We start from the raw sequence: 18,405 nt of genomic DNA, 5'->3' as shown, positions 1-18,405 counted from the left end.
GAACTTTCCTACTCAACTCTCAGACCCATTCCGACTATTAACACTCTAGTATAAAAATACAGACCACCGCACCAAGCACAGCGATACACGTAGCATCCGCTACTGACAACCACAAAATATTTTAGGATTTTACAATGAGTAATGGATTAACTCTCCCTCCCCTCGACATTACAGCTTTTGCACCAGGATATTCCTCATCAACACGAGGAGTCAGTTGGCCATCGCCAAACCCTGCACTGGTTTTCACCGCGCAACAACAGGAACGCAACGCTTACTACAGCCAAGGCATGTGGCGCGAAATGATCATAAAGATCACTGACGAACAAAAGCCATATATTAAAAACGGAATTGCTACCAGCATAGTTCAATCCATAATGCGGGACATGCAAACCATTCCATTTGCCGATAACTATATCTGCTTGAATCCGAACATATCGCCCGCACAAGCACTACATTACGCAACTAAAAACTTCAAAGCAGGATCTGTTCCGGAGTCCAAAGGATTGTCTGGAGGGCTATTAACTGTATTTGCCGCCTTTGGCCATTTCCTTTTTGGAAAAGGAGCTACTGCTGAAACGAATATCAACAGTTTGGGTTTGAAACTCTCTAGCACAACGATACCAATGCTGGAATCGGCGCTCATCAATGCTCCGACGGGGCAAACAGCAATTGTTCTAGATAAGGTACCGTACAATACCGGCTCAAACTCTTTTCTCACCGAGATGTGGCTTGGCAATATCACTTTAAAAATTGAAGGCACAATCATGAAACATGAAAGCGGCAAATTGTCCTTCAATGGAGGCGCTCGATCTTACAATGACATCTACGACGCTAACCCAAGCGATTTTCGCAGTGCAATAGGTGAAAGTGCCACCCGCGTTCTTGCCGCCGTTGAAAAATACTTAAACGCCCAACCCTACCAAATAGCCATTAAGGGGACGAATGTGATCACAATAGAACGCTAACCCCCTATCAAGAACACATTACAATCTGGGATGTTATTCTTAGAAGTAAAATTGGTCGCGCACACAACGGCGACCAATCCATATAACAGGAGCAACACTCCATGCGTCCATACCAACGACTACTAACTTCATTTGTACTATTCATTGCCGCCTGGTTTTCCTTGTTTCATGCAGCAATCCAGCTCCCTCCAAACTCAAAAGATCTTTCCGACACCTCTGGCCTATCCGTTGTATTACTGTCGACGATAGCACTGATATCCATAGGCATTCCAGCCATCATACTTTCGAGCGCAGGCATTTTTTTATCGTTTTTTACAAAATCCAAATCATTTCCTGTAAGACTACTTATTTTTTTTATTACACATTCCGCCCTATTACTTTCCTCACTTCTAGGAATACTCGTGATTGGTTTATTTGTGCTAGAGACATTAAACAGTATCATCGGGGTCATTCTTTTTTTGGGCGTGATTGGCCTGATAATGTCTGCCACCCCTAAGCGGGTAGCAGACAAAAACCAAAAGTGAAAACTCCCTTGAACATCTTTAGGCAGTCGCCACAGCAACTCCCGGCTCAACCACCGCCACCAACCCTTCCTTCATCCGCTTCGCATCCCGCACAAAGCACTGCGATGCAATAAACAGAAACACCATGGTTAAGAACAACGCCACAGGGATCAGGTACATGGCGTCATGCAGGCCGACCGCCTTGAATGCCTCGGTCATCTGCTCGGCACCGGCCGCCAGCATCGCCGTGTGCGCAAAGTGGTCGGACAAACCGCCCACCACCACTGGCCCCAAACCTCCGCCCAGCAAATACAGCCCGGCAAAGAACAGCGCCATCGCCGTGGCCCGCAAGCGTGGCTCGACCACGTCCTGAATCGCGGTGTAGACGCAGGTGTAGAAGTTATAGGCAAATAACCAGCCCACACTGAAGACCGCCACAAACACGCCGATCTCGATTCGCCCGGCATGCAGCGCCCACGCCGTGCACAGGGTCGAGATAATCAGGCTGAACGCTGCGAACAACAGCCGCCCGTTGGCCACCCGCTGGTGAATCTTGTCCGCGACCAAGCCACCGAGCGTCAGACCGAACAGGCCGGTGACGCCGACGATCACACCCGTGGCCACTGCAGCCTCCTGCAATGGCATCAGAAAGTAGCGCTGCAGCATCGGCACCAGGAATGAATTGCAGGCGTAGGTCGCAAAGTTGAAACACAGACCCGCCATCACCAGCCACAGGAAAGTCGGTACTGCCAGCACCCGACGGATCGGCCGGTCTATGCGTTCCTGGGACACCTGCACCGTTTCTGCTGCGCCGCGTTTCGGCTCCTTGATGAAGAACATGAAGATCGCCAGGATCAACCCCGGCACCGCCGCGATAAAGAACGGTGCACGCCAGCTGTCGAACGCCTTGACCATTGCGCCGATGGTAAAGAAAGCCAGCAGCAATCCCAAGGGCAGACCCAGCATAAAGATGCCCATCGCCCGCGCCCGGCGATGTGCCGGAAACAAATCGCCGATCAGCGAGTTGGCGGCGGGTGCATAACTGGCTTCACCGATACCGACGCCCATGCGCACGATCAGGAAACTCCAGAAGCTGCCCACCAGCCCATTGACCGCCGTCAGCCCGCTCCATACCGCCAGGCCCCAACCCATCAATTTGCTGCGCGAACCGGTATCGGCCATCCGCCCCAGAGGCAGGCCGGCTATGGCATAAACGAGGGTGAAAGCGGTGCCGACGATCCCCAGCTGAAAGTCACTGAGGTGCCATTCCATGCGGATCGGCTCGATGATGATGGCGGGGATGGTACGATCGAAGAAGTTGAACAGGTTGGCCAGAAACAACAGGAACAGAATGCGCCAGGCATTCGCCGCTTGGGTCGAGTTCTGCATGGGTCCGTCTCTTTTTCTTGTTATTGGGGTCTCACTGTCCCCGGAACCGTCAATCTAGACAGGCCTGCCAACACTGTCTGTCATTATTTGTAAGGCTGATATCAGTTCATGGCATCCAAGCAGCCTTGCTGATCGCCAGGCCCAGGATTCACGGGTATCAGGCCGTATTTTCACGGAGCCACCCGTCATTGAAAAATACCTTTCGCCCCCCCTTCCAAAGCCCGTAGCGAAGCCTAGAATAGCGACCCTGTCCGCTCCCCCGCGCGCCCACTCATCCTTAGAAAAACGCCCCATGTCCGATGTCAGCCCATGCCTGAATTGCGGTGCCTGCTGTTCTCATTTCCGTGTGTCTTTTTTCTGGGGTGAATGCACCTCGGCCGGGGGAACGGTGCCTGACGACCTGGTTGCGTCGATCAGCCCCAGTCGGGTAGCGATGCTCGGCACCGACTGCAAACCCACCCGCTGCATCGGCCTGGTGGGGGACGTGGGCAGTGAGGTCAAATGCTCGATTTACAACGAACGTTCCAGCACTTGCCGTGAGTTCGAAGCGTCCTGGGAAAATGGCGAGGCGAATGTGGATTGCGACGCGGCCCGGGCAGCGTTCGGCCTTCCAGCCTTGCAGCCGGAATTCGAAATCCCCTACGAACAAATCGCCTGAGGCTTAGTCTGGCTCGCGGTACATCTGCACTAACGTCGACGGATCTTTTTCCAGGAACCCCTGGCTTCCATGCAGCCGCATCAGCTGTGCTGCCAACCCACTGAGTGGCGTGGCCGAACCCTGTTCGCGGGAAAATTTCACGGCACTGTCGAGGTCTTTGAGCAGCGTGCGCACATGCCATTTCACCGGTTCGAATTGGCTATTGGCCATTTGCGGAGCGAGGATCTGCAACGGTTTTGAATCGGCGAAACCACCGGCGAGTGCCTCGGCGATCAATCGGGTATCAACCCCGGAACACTCGGCCAGCGCCACCACTTCGGCGATGACCAGCGCATTACACGCCACGATCATCTGATTACACGCCTTGGTCACCTGCCCTGCCCCGACACCGCCCATATGGGTGACACGCTGCCCCAGGGCCAGCAATATCGGACGCACTCGCTGCAGGTCCCCTGCCTCGCCACCCACCATGATCGCCAGGCTGCCGGACTCGGCGCCGACCACACCGCCAGACACCGGGGCATCCAGCCAACCCATGGCGGTGGTGTCGATCAACTGTTTGGCCATTTCTCGTGTAGCACTGGGCTCCAGGCTGGAAAAGTCCACCAGCAACTGACCGCTTTTCGCCCCCACTGCCACCCCGGCCGGGCCAAAAACCACCTCACGCACCACGGTGGTGTCCGCCAGGCACAGCATGACGATGTCGGCGTGCTGACACAGTTCAGCGGGGGTTGCCACTTGCCGGGCACCAGCCTCAACCAGCGGCGCGCACTTGGCTGGATTACGATTCCACACGGTCAACGGATAGCCCGCCGCCAACAGGCGCCGACACATTGGCAGGCCCATCAGACCGATCCCGGCGAATCCCAACGAAGGTAGCGTTGACATCATTTAGCCTCTCCTTTGATTAAAGAACGCCGAATATTGGCCGATTCATCATGACCAAGGAAAGGATTCCCCCCATTGCTGCTCAGGCGAGTCCCTGAGACTTGGGCCAAATACGCGCAAAAAAAGACGCGAGACCCCATTCCGTGAAGGTTCGACGACAGTTGTCGCTCAACCAACAAGTCCAGGTAGACGGCGCACAATGACTTCTAAAAATAACCCGGCCCCTGCGGTCTCCGATCTGCTGCTGAGCCCTGCGGCGAACAGCCCCTCACCGTTGAAGCCATTGACCCCGGCGCGCCCGCTGGCCACTCAGCAATACTTGTATTTCACTGAAACCAATACCGATCGCATCCTCGATAACCTCGACGGCCTGCGCGACATGGTGTTCCCGCGCCCGCCCCATCTGGAAGGCGCCAGCGAACAACACAGCGATCAGGAATTCCCGTCGGTGTGCCTGATTGGTCTGGGCCGCTGCGGCTCCAACATCGCTCTGGATGTTGCGGAGCTGGTGTACAACGCCCGCAAGTTTTACCTCAACGAATTCAATAACGAAGACCGTCTGTCGCCGGACAAACGTTTTGCGGAAAAGGGCTACAGCCCGGCGCAATGGATTCGCAACAACCTGCGCCTGGGTACCAACAAGGGCGCCAAACCGGTGTTCCTGGTGGAACCGCTGGTGATGCTCGGTGACCTGGACAAAGACATTGCCGGTCGCATCCGTTTCTCGCGCAAGGGCGAAAAAAGCGGCTTCCTGCGCGACTACAGCAAAATGAAAATCATGGACTTGTCGGAAGTCCACGCCGGTGGTGCCGGTAACGCGCCGATCCTCGGTCAGTACCTGGCCAAGATCATCCTGAACAAGGACACCCAGCGTTTCTCCAGTCCGGACTGGAAGATGATTCACTCGTACCTGATCGACAGCTGCGGGATCAAGGCCAACCAGTCGCGCCTGTATTTCTCGATTTTCAGCGCCGGCGGCGGTACCGGTTCGGGCATGGCCTCGGAATTCGGCCTGGCCCAGCAGCACTCGTACATGAACAAAACGTTCGACACCAAGCCGATGGACGAGCACGACAGCAAGAGCGGTCATTCCTTCGTCTTCGAGCCGATCTTCACCAGCGGCATTTGCGTACTGCCGAACATTTCCGACCACCGCAGCGAAATGTCCGAGGCGCTGCACATCAACGCCGGCCGCCTGCTGTGCAAATACCTGTCGGAAGAGTGGGACTTCTCCTACAATTTCGCCAATGAAGACAGCAGCGAAGCCAGCGTCATGGGGCGTATCCGCCCATGGAACGCCATGATGCTGATCTCCAACGACATCATGCGTTATGCCGAAGAAAGCGATGATGGCAACATCCAGAACATTGACGTCAATGCCATGGAAAAACACGCCAACCAATACATCTCGCAGCAGATCTTCAACATCCTGACAGCGCAAGCAGTCACGACGGACTACGACCAGAACTATTTCCGCCGCGCCGGCATCGACATCGGCGAAACCATTCGCCTCGACGCCAACGACCTGTTCATGAGCCTCGCCGGCCCGGTGGCGATTGCCTACGCCGAATCCGTGGTACCGGAAACTCCGCCGCCCAGCAGCGACAAGTTCAAGGTCTTCGAGAAAGAGCCACAGCGCCTGAACATCGACGATTTGTTCTTCCGCTCCATCGACCTGCCGCACTTCAACAAAGTGACCCAGGCCATCGAAGGCATCAGCCTGCTGCCGATCGAGTCCAAGCGCTATCGCGCCTCGCTGGAACAGTACAAGAATTCCGGTTACGACGCGGCGGCGTTGCACGACCTGCATTTCTTCAAGAACTGCTCGTCGGTGGTGTCGATTGTGTCTTTGCCCAAAGACTACAAGTTGTCCTACATGGACCTGAACCGGTTGAAGACCCACCTCAACAGCCTGTTCCCGAACACCACGCTCAAGCGTTACGCGCTGGTCATCGGTGCATCGGCCAACTTGTCGCTGACCACTCTGATCGCCAAGAGCCCGTGCCTGTCGGACGACTTCCTGACGCTGATCGTGGCGTTCATCAAACGCTGCTTCGCGAAGAACCCGTACCGCTTTGACGAGACGCTGGATAACTCGATCCTCGACTTCATTATTAATGAAGAGTTCGACGAAGGCCGGATCGACGACTTGCTCAATGAATTCGAGAACCCGGCGAAGATCCTCGATACCAACTGGTACGCGATCAAACCGATGTACGAGAAGAAGTACCGCGAGTTGATCAATGACAAAGACAAGTTTGTCTCGATCAACGACATTCGTCTGTCACGTGATTGCGTGAAGAAGGCGATCAAGTACCTGCGCGAGATCTACCGTCACCGGATTGGCAAGACCAAGGTTATTTCGCTTAATAACCACACTGGCAAGACCGCATAAGACCGGCTTAACACCGCGTCGCCCCCTTCGCGAGCAAGCCCGCTCCCACATTTAACCGAGTTCCCCCGAAGGAATGCGGTCGAATGTGGGAGCGGGCTTGCTCGCGATGGCGGGCCTCAAATCCGCCACAAATCCAACATCCGGAAACAATTAAGCAGCCCATCGGCTGCTTACTGAACTGTTCCCGTTACGTTTACGTCACCGTGATGCTGGCCATGCCTGTGGCCTTTCTCCACGGCAACATGCCATCACGCTACTCACCTACACACTTTTAGCCACCAACATGGCGCACCAATAAAGTGCAACGACTCAGCTCGTCGCCCTTTCCTGGATCAGAATCCACGGTGAAACCACCACGGCCCACAGCTCTGGATCGCGTTCAAAAAGATCCAGCGCCCGCGTTTCAGAGAGCTTGGCGACTTGATCGGCGGCCAGCCAGGCTGCGACTTTCTCGCCTTCATCCTGGGCCACGGCCTCGGCGGCGGCGATCAAATCCAGACCCGGGTCGACCCACAATAGGGCACCCCTGGCGAAGAACGGCTCCAGCTCTTTCCAGGTAATAGATGCGGTTTCACCAAGCAGCTTGGCATAGAGGGTGCTAGGTTCTTGAGTCATGGGTCCTGTCCGGAAAAGAAATCGACGCGAATGATAACGTCGGTGGTCCGTCAGCAAAACCCGGATGCAATTGAGTCACCGATTGAAAAACCCAGGAAAGCCAAGGAATGCTGCTGAATCAAGCAATTAGCCAGCTAACATCCCACTGCAATTCTGTCTTTTTCTTTCAAAAAAGCGACACCCTCGGGTTTTGCCCCCTTGCGCCAGCTTCCCAGGCTAACAATTGGCGCTCTACACTGTACCGGTACAGTTGCCGGGGGCATTTTCCGGAAGGTATCGAAGATATCTGACCCGGTTCTGCTGCTACGGCGCCAGGACTATAAAAACTACAACAGTAAGAGTGGAGCACTATGACTAAGGCTACTAAGCAGATTTCCAAACTGTTTGCCGCTATGGTTCTGGCCGGGGTTGCCAGCCATTCGTTCGCAGCTGACACGATCAAGATCGGCATCGCCGGCCCCAAGACCGGTCCTGTAGCCCAATACGGCGACATGCAGTTCAGTGGCTCCAAAATGGCCATCGAACAGATCAACGCCAAAGGCGGCGTCAACGGCAAGAAACTCGAAGCCGTTGAATACGATGACGCCTGTGATCCGAAACAAGCGGTCGCGGTCGCGAACAAGGTCGTCAACGACGGCGTCAAGTTCGTGGTTGGCCACCTGTGCTCCAGCTCCACTCAACCGGCTTCGGACATTTACGAAGACGAAGGCGTGATCATGATCACCCCGGCTGCCACCAGCCCGGACATCACCGCTCGTGGTTACAAAATGGTGTTCCGCACCATCGGTCTGGACAGCGCCCAAGGCCCTGCCGCCGGTAACTACATTGCCGATCACGTAAAACCGAAAATCGTTGCTGTGCTGCACGACAAACAGCAATACGGTGAAGGCATTGCCACCGCCGTTAAACAGACTCTCGAGAAGAAAGGCGTCAAGGTTGCCGTGTTCGAAGGCGTCAACGCCGGCGACAAAGACTTCTCGTCGATGATCGCCAAGCTCAAGCAAGCCAACGTCGACTTCGTCTACTACGGCGGCTACCACCCGGAACTGGGCCTGATCCTGCGTCAATCCCAGGAAAAAGGCCTGAAAGCCAAGTTCATGGGTCCGGAAGGCGTGGGTAACGACTCCATTTCGCAGATCGCCAAGGACGCTTCCGAAGGTCTGCTGGTAACCCTGCCGAAATCCTTCGACCAGGATCCGGCGAACATCGCCCTGGCTGACGCGTTCAAGGCGAAGAAAGAAGACCCGAGCGGTCCGTTCGTGTTCCCGGCCTACTCGGCCGTGCAAGTCATCGCCGAAGGCATCACGTCTGCCAAGTCCGAAGACACTGCCAAAGTGGCTGAAGCTATCCACAAAGGCACGTTCAAGACCCCGACCGGCGACCTGGCTTTCGACGACAAGGGCGACCTGAAAGACTTCAAATTTGTGGTTTACGAGTGGCACTTCGGCAAACCAAAAACTGAAGCTTCGCCTCAGTAAGGCTTTGCCATACTGACTGCCAATAAAGCCCACGGCGTGCCGTGGGCTTTGTTTTACGAACGTTTTGGGCCGCGCTGGCGTGATCCGCCAGTCTCCCCACCTGAAAATCTCAAAACCGTCATCAGCGGTTCGCTGGCAAACCTCGAATTCGAAGTGGATGCAGATCCACGGGGCTCGAGCGGGAAAATGACTCCACCAGTGAAATGCGTATCAGGTTTTTAGGAGCGCTGTAATGCCTGACATCTATCACTTTTTCCAACAGCTGGTTAATGGTCTGACCATTGGCAGCACGTATGCCCTGATCGCCATCGGCTATACGATGGTTTACGGCATCATTGGAATGATCAACTTCGCCCACGGCGAGGTGTACATGATCGGTTCATACGTGGCGTTCATCGCCATCGCCGGGCTGGCCATGCTGGGACTCGACAGTGTTCCGCTGTTGATGACCGCCGCTTTCCTCGCGACCATTGTCGTGACCAGTGCCTACGGTTACAGCATCGAACGGATCGCCTACCGCCCCCTGCGCGGCAGCAACCGTCTGATCCCGCTGATTTCCGCCATCGGCATGTCGATCTTCCTGCAGAACACGGTTCTGCTGGCGCAAGACTCCAAGGACAAATCCATCCCCAACCTGATTCCGGGCAACTTTGCCTTCGGACCAGGTGGTGCACATGAAGTGCTGATTTCCTACATGCAAATCGTGGTGTTCGTGGTGACTCTGGTCGCCATGCTCGGTCTGACGCTGTTCATCTCCCGCTCTCGCCTGGGTCGCGCCTGCCGCGCCTGTGCCGAAGACATCAAGATGGCCAACCTGCTGGGTATCAACACCAACAACATCATCGCCCTGACCTTCGTCATCGGTGCCGCACTGGCGGCCATCGCGGCGGTGCTGCTGAGCATGCAATACGGCGTGATCAACCCGAACGCCGGTTTCCTGGTCGGCCTCAAGGCCTTCACCGCCGCAGTACTGGGCGGTATCGGCAGCATCCCTGGCGCCATGCTCGGCGGGCTGGTACTCGGTGTCGCAGAAGCCTTCGGTGCCGATATCTTCGGCGACCAGTACAAGGACGTTGTGGCGTTCGGCCTGCTGGTTCTGGTGTTGTTGTTCCGGCCAACCGGCCTGCTGGGCCGTCCGGAGGTTGAGAAAGTATGACTAGGAATCTTAAACAGGCGCTGTTCAGCGCCTTGCTGGTGTGGGCCGTTGCCTACCCGGTACTGGGTCTGAAGTTGACCATCGTCGGCATCAACCTGGAAGTCCATGGCACCAGCGACGCCACGCTGATCACCATCGCGGTATGTTCAGTACTGATGTTCCTGCGCGTGTTGTTCGATCAGCAGATCAGCTCGGCCTGGCGTTCGTCGCCAAGCATGCCGCTGATTCCGGCCAAGGCCAGTAACTTCCTGACCCTGCCGAGCACCCAGCGCTGGATCATCATTGCGCTGATCGCCGGTGCGCTGGTCTGGCCGTTCTTCGGCTCTCGCGGGGCGGTGGACATCGCAACACTGGTGCTGATCTACGTGATGCTGGGCCTGGGCCTGAACATCGTGGTCGGCCTGGCCGGTCTGCTTGACCTGGGTTACGTCGGTTTCTATGCCGTCGGTGCCTACAGTTATGCGCTGCTGTCGCACTACTACGGCCTGAGCTTCTGGATCTGCCTGCCGATTGCCGGCCTGATGGCGGCCACCTTCGGCTTCCTGCTGGGCTTCCCGGTCCTGCGTCTGCGCGGTGACTATTTGGCCATCGTGACCCTGGGCTTCGGTGAAATCATCCGTCTGTTCCTGCGTAACCTGACCGGTCTCACCGGTGGCCCGAACGGCATCAGCAACATCGAAAAACCAACGTTCTTCGGCCTGACCTTCGAACGTAAAGCCGCCGAAGGGATGCAGACGTTCCACGAGTACTTCGGCATTGCATACAACTCGATCAACAAGGTGATTTTCCTGTACCTGGTTGCGCTGTTGCTGGCCCTCGGCGCGTTGTTCGTCATCAACCGTTTGCTGCGCATGCCCATTGGCCGTGCCTGGGAAGCGTTGCGTGAAGACGAAATCGCCTGCCGTGCGCTGGGTCTCAATCCTACGGTCATCAAGCTGTCGGCCTTCACCCTGGGCGCCAGCTTCGCCGGTTTTGCCGGTAGTTTCTTCGCTGCCCGTCAGGGACTGGTGACACCGGAGTCCTTCACCTTCATCGAGTCGGCGATCATTCTCGCCATCGTCGTATTGGGTGGCATGGGCTCGCAACTGGGCGTGATCCTGGCTGCCGTGGTGATGATCCTGTTGCCGGAAATGATGCGTGAGTTCAGTGAGTACCGCATGTTGATGTTCGGCGCCTTGATGGTGCTGATGATGATCTGGCGTCCTCAAGGCCTGCTGCCCATGCAACGTCCTCACATGGAGCTGCGCAAATGAGCCGCGAGATCCTGAAAGTCGAAAATCTGAGCATGCGCTTCGGCGGCTTGCTGGCGGTCAATGGCGTAGCCCTGACCGTGAAAGAAAAGCAGGTGGTTGCGTTGATCGGCCCTAACGGTGCCGGCAAAACCACGGTGTTCAACTGCCTGACCGGTTTCTACAAACCGAGTGGCGGCAGCATCCTGCTGGACGGCGAGCCGATCGAAGGCCTGCCGGGCCACAAGATCGCCCTCAAAGGCGTGGTGCGCACCTTCCAGAACGTGCGGCTGTTCAAGGACATGACCGCGGTCGAGAACCTCTTGATCGCGCAGCACCGTCACCTGAACACCAACTTCCTGTCCGGCCTGTTCAAGACCCCGGGGTTCCGCAAAAGCGAACGCGAAGCCATGGAGTTCGCCGCCTACTGGCTGGACAAGGTCAACCTCACGCAGTTCGCTAACCGCCCGGCCGGCACCCTGGCCTACGGTCAGCAACGTCGTCTGGAAATAGCTCGCTGCATGATGACCCGTCCGCGGATCCTCATGCTCGACGAACCGGCTGCCGGCCTGAACCCGAAGGAAACCGAAGACCTCAAGGCCCTGATCAGCATGTTGCGTGAAGAGCACAACGTCACCGTACTGCTGATCGAACACGACATGAAACTGGTCATGAGCATTTCCGACCACATCGTCGTGATCAACCAGGGCACCCCCCTGGCCAACGGCACGCCGGAACAGATCCGCGACAATCCCGAAGTGATCAAAGCCTACCTGGGGGAAGCGTAAATGCTGCAATTCGAAAACGTTTCCACTTTCTACGGCAAGATCCAGGCCCTGCACAGCGTTAACGTGGAAGTCCGCCAGGGCGAAATCGTGACCCTGATCGGCGCCAACGGTGCCGGCAAGTCGACCCTGCTGATGACGCTCTGCGGTTCGCCGCAAGCTCACAGCGGCAGCATCCGCTACATGGGTGAGGAACTGGTCGGCCAGAGCTCGTCGCAGATCATGCGCAAAAGCATCGCCGTCGTGCCGGAAGGTCGTCGGGTGTTCTCGCGCCTGACCGTGGAAGAAAACCTCGCCATGGGCGGTTTCTTCACCGACAAGGGCGACTATCAGGAACAGATGGACAAGGTTCTCGGACTTTTCCCACGCCTGAAAGAACGTTTCGCCCAGCGCGGCGGCACCATGTCCGGCGGCGAACAGCAAATGCTCGCCATCGGCCGTGCGTTGATGAGCAAACCCAAGCTGCTGTTGCTCGACGAACCTTCGTTGGGCCTCGCACCGATCATCATCCAGCAGATCTTCGACATCATCGAACAACTGCGCAAGGATGGCGTGACCGTGTTTCTGGTTGAGCAGAACGCGAACCAGGCACTGAAAATTGCCGACCGCGCGTACGTTCTGGAGAACGGCCGGGTGGTGATGCAAGGCACGGGTGAAGCGCTGCTGACTGATCCGAAAGTGCGTGAAGCGTATCTGGGTGGTTGAGTCTTCGCGGTGAACAAAAACGGCCTTCGGGCCGTTTTTTATTGCGGATAATCTGCCAATACCTGGGGTATCGGCAGATCGGCTTTTTCCGCTGAATAGCCTCAGTACGGATTGCAGTACTGCGCTACGGCCGTGGCCTGGTCGACGTATGGCCGCGCCGGTTCAAGGTTCCACTCGGGCTTGTTCCTGACAGGCGTGCCGTCGACGGTTGCCGCCAGATGACAAACCATTTGCCGACGGAGTGACCCGCCATTGACGCTGTACTGTCGCCATTGCTCATCGCCTTTATGTTTGTTGTACAACTCGGCAAACATTCTGTCGGTCTGATCATCCTTGATAGCGCGGCCGCAAGCGGTAGGCACCACCACGAGCGACCAGGTGTTCGGCCCAAGTTCCGGATCGGGACGTTTTACCCAGGTGCTTGACTCGATGTACTTGTCACAGAATTGTTGTGTCGGCGACGGCGTGGTTTGGATGCACGAGAAGGTGGCCTTGCTGACCGGGGTTTTGGGGAAATCAATCTTGATGATGTTGCGGTCCTTGCCTGTCTTGGCTTTATAGTCCCGCTGATTGGCCAAGGCATCGTTCAAACCACGTTGATCGCTGTAAAAAAACGCCAGAATAGGTAGCTCGTCGGTTTTAGGGTTACCCAGGCGCAATTCTGTCTGGGTTTGAAACTCACGACTATTGATGACTTTCCGCGCCTCGATGAAATTGCGAAAAGCGTCTACCCGATCCTTGCTGCTCATGGGATTGCGCATATTGAACCCACATTGCAACTGATCCTGGTTTTTGTCGTTGTTGAATTTTGTGAAATGCGCGACCCAGTCTTTCGCGTTCAAGACAGGTGGCGGCATGGCCTGGCATACGGCTTCTGTCTGGACAGTGTTTTTGTTGTTCCCACAGCCTCGGTCCTCTCGATAGTCGGTCCAGGCGTCGTTAGGAAACGCACAGTAGACATGCACCGGAGTCTCGGGCTCGCGTACCTGATCTATCGGAGTGATGATGTAGCCGTTCTGAGTACTCATGCCAGGATCTGCATAGCTGATGCCGTCGGTACGCATATAGGAAGCGGCAAAAGTACCCTTTTCTATTGCTGTCGGGCTTGGATTCCACACATCCCATTTCTGCCCCTTTGCCGGATCGGGCCGGTGAGTGCCCCTGATTATCAATCCCGAACAGTCCGACGCGGGATCCGGCCCGCAACGATCGACTGTTTTGTTGTACAACGTTTCAACCTTTTTCAGCGTCTCTTCGCATGACTCGGCATAGGCCCATGTCACCTGCACCAGCAGCGGGAACATGAGTAATGGAGCGATCCTGTTCAGACGGTTTTTCATGGCTTGCATCTCCTTGATTAGCCAAAACACACCTTCAACGCGGGACCGGGTTGCAACCCGCGGCCCGCGTCTCGCCATCCGACAAAGCGGGCCTGAAAGGCTCGAGATTCCAGGGCTTCTTGGTGCGGTAATTGGCCAGGACGCAGCTCAATTGCTGGCGCATGCTGCCTGCGGAATGTTCATTGTCACGCCAGTTGCTGTCTGCACCTTTGAGGGTGAACAGCTGGTCGTACAGAGCCCCGGCCTGCTTGTTGGGCAAGGCGCGACCAGTCGCCGTGGGCACCACGCTCAAGGTCCATTCATCCTTGCGGGTACCGGGGTCGTAACGCTTGATCCAATCGGCAGAGGCGATGTAGCTGGGCGCAGGTGCAACCGGGGTTGGCTGTGCACCGCTGGCACCCGTCAGGTCTATCGCCTGGTCGGTGGCGATATAGCTGAAACGCTGCTCCGCCGGCTTGGTGAAATCCAGCCGCAGGATCGGCACGCTGTAGCCCTGGGCCTGGAGTTTCTTCTGGAAGTTGCGCGCGCTGTTCAGCCCATTCTCTTGTTTCGGTGGGGCCTGGTCACCGCGAGTAGCAAAGTTGCGCGTGGCGTTGACGTCGTAGATGAAGGCATCGATGTATTTCATGTTTTCGCTGCCGTCGTTGGTTGCCGAAGCATTCTTCAACATGAACTCGTTGACTTGGCCATTGAAGGCGTAGGGGTCCTTGCTGGTGGGGTTCAGCCGGGACTCGTGAGTCCGGATCATGGCGTTCCAGTCGCTGGGTTTTTCCGCGTTCCAGGAGCACTGGCCGGTTTGGATCGAGCCCGCCTTCGGCCCGGTGTAATTCCGGGTCCATTGCTCATCGGTGCTCACCCCGACTTCTGCACAGGTGCCGTAAGCCAAGGCGGAATTGCGGTTGTTCATCACGCCTTGGGCCGCACGCGGCGGCTCGCGGCTGTCGAAGAAGCCGCAGCCGTACCACTTGCGCTCCGGCCCGGTACCACCATCGAAGGCGTAGATGCAGGTCCAGCCCTGCTCCTTGACCGGCAGGCTCAACGCCGCAGCATCTGTTGGAGTTCGCAGGATGAAACCGGCCGGGTGAATGAGCATTCGGGTGCTCAGATCCTTGCGGATCCATGAATACGACGTTCCGCCGATCTTGATCGCGTAGGGGCTGTAGTCCCAGGGATTGAAGGGCCCGTCGTTGACCATGCGCAAGGTCACGCCACTGCAGTAATAGAGGCCGCGCGCGGCGCCGGTATCGGGTTCCTGGCAAGCGTCCTTCAGAGTGTTGTAGTTGTGGTTGATGCGCTTAAGAGTATCCAGCGGATCGAGCAGCGGCTGGGCGGCAACCGTACAGAACACCATCGGCAGAGTGCAGGCCAGGGCAAAAAACGAACGCATGGCTGCGTACATTGCCGACTTCAAGGTCTGCCTTTCGGTGATAAGCGACCCGCTCTCGCCACCTGCAAACTTCAAAGTCCACGGCCATTGCGAAGCTGATTGATCGTCCGTCATGGGTCACCGTCCTTGGCGTACAGGTGACTATGGAACACCCTCGACAGGAGGCTGGCTACTGTCAGAAATAACAGGCAAGCGCTGCATTGCGACGAACGGTCGTTTGGTAGTTGAGCCAGTTTGTTGTTCAAACAACCCATGCAGAGCATGGGAATGATCAGTGCAGTAAAAAAGTTTGAGCTCGGCTGTAACGCATCGCCACCTCGTTTCTCTAGAGGGACAAGCAAGCGCAAACCGTTTGTAAAAACCTGAATGAAACCGGAGAAACTTCATGACTGCTACCACCCGCACCCTGTCCGCCACCGCCCTGGTTCTGACCCTCGGTTCTGCCTTGAGCATGGCCGCTGTTTCCACCGTCCACGCGGCCGACGACACCATGGAAAAATGCTTCGGCGTGGCCATGAAAGGTCATAACGATTGCGCAGCTGGCGCTGGCACCACCTGTGCCGGCACTTCAAAAATAGACTATCAGGCAAACGCCTGGAAACTCGTTCCGAAAGGCACCTGCGTCAAGACTGAAAGCAAGACCTCTCCGACCGAATACGGTCAGCTGGAAGCCTTCAAAGCCAAAGCCAAGGCCTGATCCGGACCCCGCCCGAGTGTCGACCATGAACCATTCACCGTTCGGGCTCCCGCCCCGCGCCGGGCTGGGGCTCAAGACCGAGCACTTTCGTGAAGTGCTCGGTTCACAACCGGACATCGGTTTCTTCGAAGTCCACGCCGAAAACTACATGGTGGCCGGCGGCCCGTTTCATCATTATCTGGGGTTGATTCGCGAGCAGTATCCGCTGTCGCTGCATGGCGTGGGTCTGTCGATTGGCGGCGAAGGTCCGCTGGACACTCTGCACCTCAAGCGCCTCGCCGCACTTATCGAGCGCTACCAACCCCGCGCCTTTTCCGAACACCTGGCCTGGTCAAGCCATGGTCCGGTGTTCCTGAATGACCTGTTGCCTCTGGCCTATGACAACGCAACGCTGAACCGTGTCTGCGAACACATCGATCAAGCTCAAAACACCCTTAAACGCCCAATGTTGCTAGAGAACCCGGCCACCTACCTGGCGTTCGAGCGCTCGACCATTGATGAAGCAGACTTCATCAGCGAAGTCATCCAGCGCACAGGCTGCGGGCTATTGCTGGATGTGAACAACGTCTATGTATCGTGCACCAATCATCGTCGTGATCCAGAAGCCTACATCGACGCCCTGCCCCTTCATGCCGTCGGCGAGATTCATCTGGCGGGTTTTTCCGAAGACACCGACAGCCTCGGTGACCGTCTGCTGATTGATGATCACGGCGCCCCCATCGATACCGCCGTCTGGTCGTTGTACCAGCGCGTGCTGGAGCGAACAGGCCCGATAGCCACCCTGATCGAACGCGACAATCAGTTGCCGGCCTTCAGCGTCTTGCAGGCCGAGGCGCGTCAGGCCGATGAGTTGCTACTTTTTCCGGGAGGTCGTCCTTGAGCACGCAAGCCGCTTTTTCCGCCGCCCTGCTTGATCCCCGATCGAGCTGCCCCGAGGGCTTGTTCAGTGCCAATGGCGCCGATCCCGCCAGCCGTTTCGCGGTGTATCGCAACAATGTACAGAGCTCGCTGATCAACGCGTTGGCCTACAGCTACCCCGTTGTCATGCAACTGGTCGGTGAGGAGTTCTTCCATGCCATGGCCAGCGTCTATTTGCTCAACAACGCGCCTCAGAGCACGTTGATCAAAGATTACGGCAACAACTTCCCGGGGTTTATCGAAGGCTTCAAACCGGCGAGCAGCGTGCCGTATCTGGCGGATGTCGCCAGACTCGAACGGTTGCGCACCACTGCTTATCACGCAGCCGACGCCCAACCGTCGAGCCATGAACAGATCAGCGAGCAGCTCGCTGATCCGCAAGCCCTGAGCGAGCTGACCGTCGGACTTCATCCCTCGCTGAACGTGCTGACCTCTACCTTCGCCGTGGTCTCGATCTGGGCGGCCCATCAGCAGGACGCAACGCTGGCCGGGATAGACCTGCACCGGGAGCAACACGCGCTGATCCTGCGTAACGGTCTGGACGTTGAAGTCTTCGTCATCGAACCCGGCGCCAGTGCCTTCATTCACAACCTGCAAAGCGGCCAGCCGCTGATTCAAGCCGCGCAAAACGCACCCGAGTTCGATCTCAGCCAGACCCTGGCCCTGTTGATCAGCCACAACGCCATTACTCACTTACGCCACAACAAGGTAGCGCCATGAACACACAGAACCCGATCAGCCGCGCCATCGCGCTACTGGCGTTGATTCCACAGAGCCTGATCGCTTTTATTGCGCGATTCTCCATCGCGGCGGTGTTCTGGAAATCAGGGCAAACCAAAGTCGAAGAACTGGCCATCGACCTGATCGAGGGGACGTTCGAATTGGGTTGGCCGCGCCTGGCCGATTCGACCATTCCATTGTTCAAGAGCGAGTACCCCGTGCCGTTGCTGTCGCCAGAGATCGCTGCGCACATGGCGGCGTTTGCCGAACACTTTTTCCCGGTGCTGATCCTGATTGGCTTTGCCACGCGTTTTTCGGCGCTGGCCTTGCTGGGCATGACCCTGACCATTCAACTGTTCGTGTACCCGGATGCCTACCCGACTCACGGCACATGGGTGGCGGTGTTGCTCTACCTGATGGCGACCGGGCCGGGGAAATTGTCCATAGACCACTTAATCGCCCGGCGTTACTCCCTCTAACTCAGATCCCCTGTAGCAGCTGGCGAAGCCTGCGTTCGAGCGCGAAGCGGTCGCCAAACCTGCGAACGCAGTTTACCTGTCAGACAACAGTGACTGGT

18 protein-coding genes are annotated in these 18,405 nt (G+C 56.9%); 13 read left to right on the top strand and 5 right to left on the bottom strand.

The features are described from left to right. Nucleotides 1-134 precede the first annotated feature (134 nt). Nucleotides 135-965, top strand: coding sequence for a lipid II-degrading bacteriocin (locus tag PMI22_RS29985; protein WP_007947275.1), 831 nt, complete (start codon nt 135-137; stop codon nt 963-965). A 101-nt stretch (nt 966-1,066) separates the two neighbouring features. Continuing rightward, the gene (locus PMI22_RS09115; RefSeq protein ID WP_007947274.1) at nt 1,067-1,489 is read left to right on the top strand and encodes a hypothetical protein; all 423 of its coding nucleotides are present in this window, start codon (nt 1,067-1,069) and stop codon (nt 1,487-1,489) included. 18 nt (nt 1,490-1,507) lie between these two features. On the opposite strand, the gene PMI22_RS09120 is transcribed toward PMI22_RS09115, so the two are convergent. Next, complete coding sequence (locus tag PMI22_RS09120) at nt 1,508-2,857, bottom strand: spinster family MFS transporter (protein WP_007947273.1); 1,350 nt, start codon at nt 2,855-2,857, stop codon at nt 1,508-1,510. A 292-nt stretch (nt 2,858-3,149) separates the two neighbouring features. Between PMI22_RS09120 and PMI22_RS09125 the strand changes: the two genes are divergently transcribed. Beyond that, nucleotides 3,150-3,515 (top strand): YkgJ family cysteine cluster protein, encoded by a 366-nt coding sequence (locus tag PMI22_RS09125; RefSeq protein ID WP_007947272.1) that lies wholly within the window; start codon nt 3,150-3,152, stop codon nt 3,513-3,515. A 3-nt stretch (nt 3,516-3,518) separates the two neighbouring features. On the opposite strand, the gene PMI22_RS09130 is transcribed toward PMI22_RS09125, so the two are convergent. Then, nucleotides 3,519-4,406: an NAD(P)-dependent oxidoreductase gene (locus tag PMI22_RS09130; RefSeq protein WP_007947270.1), complete on the bottom strand. Its 888-nt coding sequence runs from the start codon at nt 4,404-4,406 to the stop codon at nt 3,519-3,521. A 196-nt stretch (nt 4,407-4,602) separates the two neighbouring features. On the opposite strand from PMI22_RS09130, the gene PMI22_RS09135 reads away from it, so the two are divergent. Then, complete coding sequence (locus PMI22_RS09135; RefSeq protein WP_007947269.1) at nt 4,603-6,798, top strand: hypothetical protein; 2,196 nt, start codon at nt 4,603-4,605, stop codon at nt 6,796-6,798. A 309-nt stretch (nt 6,799-7,107) separates the two neighbouring features. On the opposite strand, the gene PMI22_RS09140 is transcribed toward PMI22_RS09135, so the two are convergent. After that, the gene (locus PMI22_RS09140) at nt 7,108-7,413 is read right to left on the bottom strand and encodes a DUF2288 domain-containing protein (RefSeq protein WP_007947267.1); all 306 of its coding nucleotides are present in this window, start codon (nt 7,411-7,413) and stop codon (nt 7,108-7,110) included. Between the two features lie 350 nt (nt 7,414-7,763). Between PMI22_RS09140 and PMI22_RS09145 the strand changes: the two genes are divergently transcribed. From PMI22_RS09145 to PMI22_RS09165, 5 genes are all read left to right on the top strand, one after another. After that, complete coding sequence (locus PMI22_RS09145) at nt 7,764-8,891, top strand: branched-chain amino acid ABC transporter substrate-binding protein (RefSeq protein ID WP_007947265.1); 1,128 nt, start codon at nt 7,764-7,766, stop codon at nt 8,889-8,891. Nucleotides 8,892-9,123: 232 nt separating this feature from the next. Beyond that, nucleotides 9,124-10,047, top strand: a complete 924-nt coding sequence (gene livH, locus PMI22_RS09150) for a high-affinity branched-chain amino acid ABC transporter permease LivH (RefSeq protein ID WP_007947264.1) — start codon at nt 9,124-9,126, stop codon at nt 10,045-10,047. Then, on the top strand, nt 10,044-11,300 hold the full coding sequence (locus PMI22_RS09155) for a high-affinity branched-chain amino acid ABC transporter permease LivM (protein ID WP_007947262.1): 1,257 nt from the start codon (nt 10,044-10,046) through the stop codon (nt 11,298-11,300). Before livH ends, PMI22_RS09155 begins: the two co-directional genes overlap by 4 nt. Continuing rightward, a complete protein-coding gene (livG, locus tag PMI22_RS09160; RefSeq protein ID WP_007947261.1) occupies nt 11,297-12,064 on the top strand; it encodes a high-affinity branched-chain amino acid ABC transporter ATP-binding protein LivG in 768 nt (255 codons plus the stop codon). Before PMI22_RS09155 ends, livG begins: the two co-directional genes overlap by 4 nt. Further along, the gene (locus PMI22_RS09165; protein WP_007947260.1) at nt 12,065-12,766 is read left to right on the top strand and encodes an ABC transporter ATP-binding protein; all 702 of its coding nucleotides are present in this window, start codon (nt 12,065-12,067) and stop codon (nt 12,764-12,766) included. It begins immediately after the preceding gene. A gap of 101 nt (nt 12,767-12,867) precedes the next feature. On the opposite strand, the gene PMI22_RS09170 is transcribed toward PMI22_RS09165, so the two are convergent. Together PMI22_RS09170 and PMI22_RS09175 are read right to left on the bottom strand one after the other, a co-directional pair. Beyond that, nucleotides 12,868-14,106 carry a DUF2599 domain-containing protein gene (locus tag PMI22_RS09170; protein WP_007947259.1) on the bottom strand — a complete coding sequence of 413 codons (1,239 nt, stop codon included), beginning with the start codon at nt 14,104-14,106 and terminating at the stop codon, nt 12,868-12,870. A 34-nt stretch (nt 14,107-14,140) separates the two neighbouring features. Continuing rightward, the gene (locus PMI22_RS09175) at nt 14,141-15,607 is read right to left on the bottom strand and encodes a DUF2599 domain-containing protein (protein ID WP_007947258.1); all 1,467 of its coding nucleotides are present in this window, start codon (nt 15,605-15,607) and stop codon (nt 14,141-14,143) included. A 271-nt stretch (nt 15,608-15,878) separates the two neighbouring features. Here PMI22_RS09175 and PMI22_RS09180 point away from each other — a divergent pair, with 271 nt between their 5' ends. From PMI22_RS09180 to PMI22_RS09195, 4 genes are read left to right on the top strand one after another with little or no spacing between them, the layout of a single operon-like run. Next, entirely contained in the window at nt 15,879-16,190 is a 312-nt protein-coding gene (locus PMI22_RS09180; RefSeq protein ID WP_007947256.1) for a BufA1 family periplasmic bufferin-type metallophore, read from the top strand. A gap of 25 nt (nt 16,191-16,215) precedes the next feature. Then, nucleotides 16,216-17,070, top strand: a complete 855-nt coding sequence (bufB, locus tag PMI22_RS09185) for an MNIO family bufferin maturase (RefSeq protein WP_007947255.1) — start codon at nt 16,216-16,218, stop codon at nt 17,068-17,070. Next, complete coding sequence (locus tag PMI22_RS09190) at nt 17,067-17,828, top strand: HvfC/BufC N-terminal domain-containing protein (protein WP_007947254.1); 762 nt, start codon at nt 17,067-17,069, stop codon at nt 17,826-17,828. Before bufB ends, PMI22_RS09190 begins: the two co-directional genes overlap by 4 nt. Continuing rightward, the gene (locus tag PMI22_RS09195; protein WP_007947253.1) at nt 17,825-18,307 is read left to right on the top strand and encodes a DoxX family protein; all 483 of its coding nucleotides are present in this window, start codon (nt 17,825-17,827) and stop codon (nt 18,305-18,307) included. The genes PMI22_RS09190 and PMI22_RS09195 overlap by 4 nt, the downstream gene beginning before the upstream one ends. Nucleotides 18,308-18,405 lie beyond the last annotated feature (98 nt).

The organism is Pseudomonas sp. GM21, assembly GCF_000282215.1.
Taxonomy (GTDB): domain Bacteria; phylum Pseudomonadota; class Gammaproteobacteria; order Pseudomonadales; family Pseudomonadaceae; genus Aquipseudomonas.
Note: the sequence above shows the minus strand (reverse complement) of the source record. Positions and strands in the feature narration are given on the sequence as shown.

What these genes read in the sequence shown, in the direction of transcription:
- PMI22_RS09130 (WP_007947270.1), bottom strand. Translation starts at nt 4,406, where the DNA reads ATGATGTCAACGCTACCTTCGTTGGGATTCGCCGGGATCGGTCTGATG.
- PMI22_RS09135 (WP_007947269.1), top strand. Translation starts at nt 4,603, where the DNA reads ATGACTTCTAAAAATAACCCGGCCCCTGCGGTCTCCGATCTGCTGCTG.
- PMI22_RS09195 (WP_007947253.1), top strand. Translation starts at nt 17,825, where the DNA reads ATGAACACACAGAACCCGATCAGCCGCGCCATCGCGCTACTGGCGTTG.
- PMI22_RS29985 (WP_007947275.1), top strand. Translation starts at nt 135, where the DNA reads ATGAGTAATGGATTAACTCTCCCTCCCCTCGACATTACAGCTTTTGCA.
- PMI22_RS09120 (WP_007947273.1), bottom strand. Translation starts at nt 2,857, where the DNA reads ATGCAGAACTCGACCCAAGCGGCGAATGCCTGGCGCATTCTGTTCCTG.
- livH (WP_007947264.1), top strand. Translation starts at nt 9,124, where the DNA reads ATGCCTGACATCTATCACTTTTTCCAACAGCTGGTTAATGGTCTGACC.
- PMI22_RS09115 (WP_007947274.1), top strand. Translation starts at nt 1,067, where the DNA reads ATGCGTCCATACCAACGACTACTAACTTCATTTGTACTATTCATTGCC.
- PMI22_RS09145 (WP_007947265.1), top strand. Translation starts at nt 7,764, where the DNA reads ATGACTAAGGCTACTAAGCAGATTTCCAAACTGTTTGCCGCTATGGTT.
- PMI22_RS09165 (WP_007947260.1), top strand. Translation starts at nt 12,065, where the DNA reads ATGCTGCAATTCGAAAACGTTTCCACTTTCTACGGCAAGATCCAGGCC.
- PMI22_RS09125 (WP_007947272.1), top strand. Translation starts at nt 3,150, where the DNA reads ATGTCCGATGTCAGCCCATGCCTGAATTGCGGTGCCTGCTGTTCTCAT.
- PMI22_RS09170 (WP_007947259.1), bottom strand. Translation starts at nt 14,106, where the DNA reads ATGAAAAACCGTCTGAACAGGATCGCTCCATTACTCATGTTCCCGCTG.
- bufB (WP_007947255.1), top strand. Translation starts at nt 16,216, where the DNA reads ATGAACCATTCACCGTTCGGGCTCCCGCCCCGCGCCGGGCTGGGGCTC.
- livG (WP_007947261.1), top strand. Translation starts at nt 11,297, where the DNA reads ATGAGCCGCGAGATCCTGAAAGTCGAAAATCTGAGCATGCGCTTCGGC.
- PMI22_RS09175 (WP_007947258.1), bottom strand. Translation starts at nt 15,607, where the DNA reads ATGACGGACGATCAATCAGCTTCGCAATGGCCGTGGACTTTGAAGTTT.
- PMI22_RS09140 (WP_007947267.1), bottom strand. Translation starts at nt 7,413, where the DNA reads ATGACTCAAGAACCTAGCACCCTCTATGCCAAGCTGCTTGGTGAAACC.
- PMI22_RS09180 (WP_007947256.1), top strand. Translation starts at nt 15,879, where the DNA reads ATGACTGCTACCACCCGCACCCTGTCCGCCACCGCCCTGGTTCTGACC.
- PMI22_RS09155 (WP_007947262.1), top strand. Translation starts at nt 10,044, where the DNA reads ATGACTAGGAATCTTAAACAGGCGCTGTTCAGCGCCTTGCTGGTGTGG.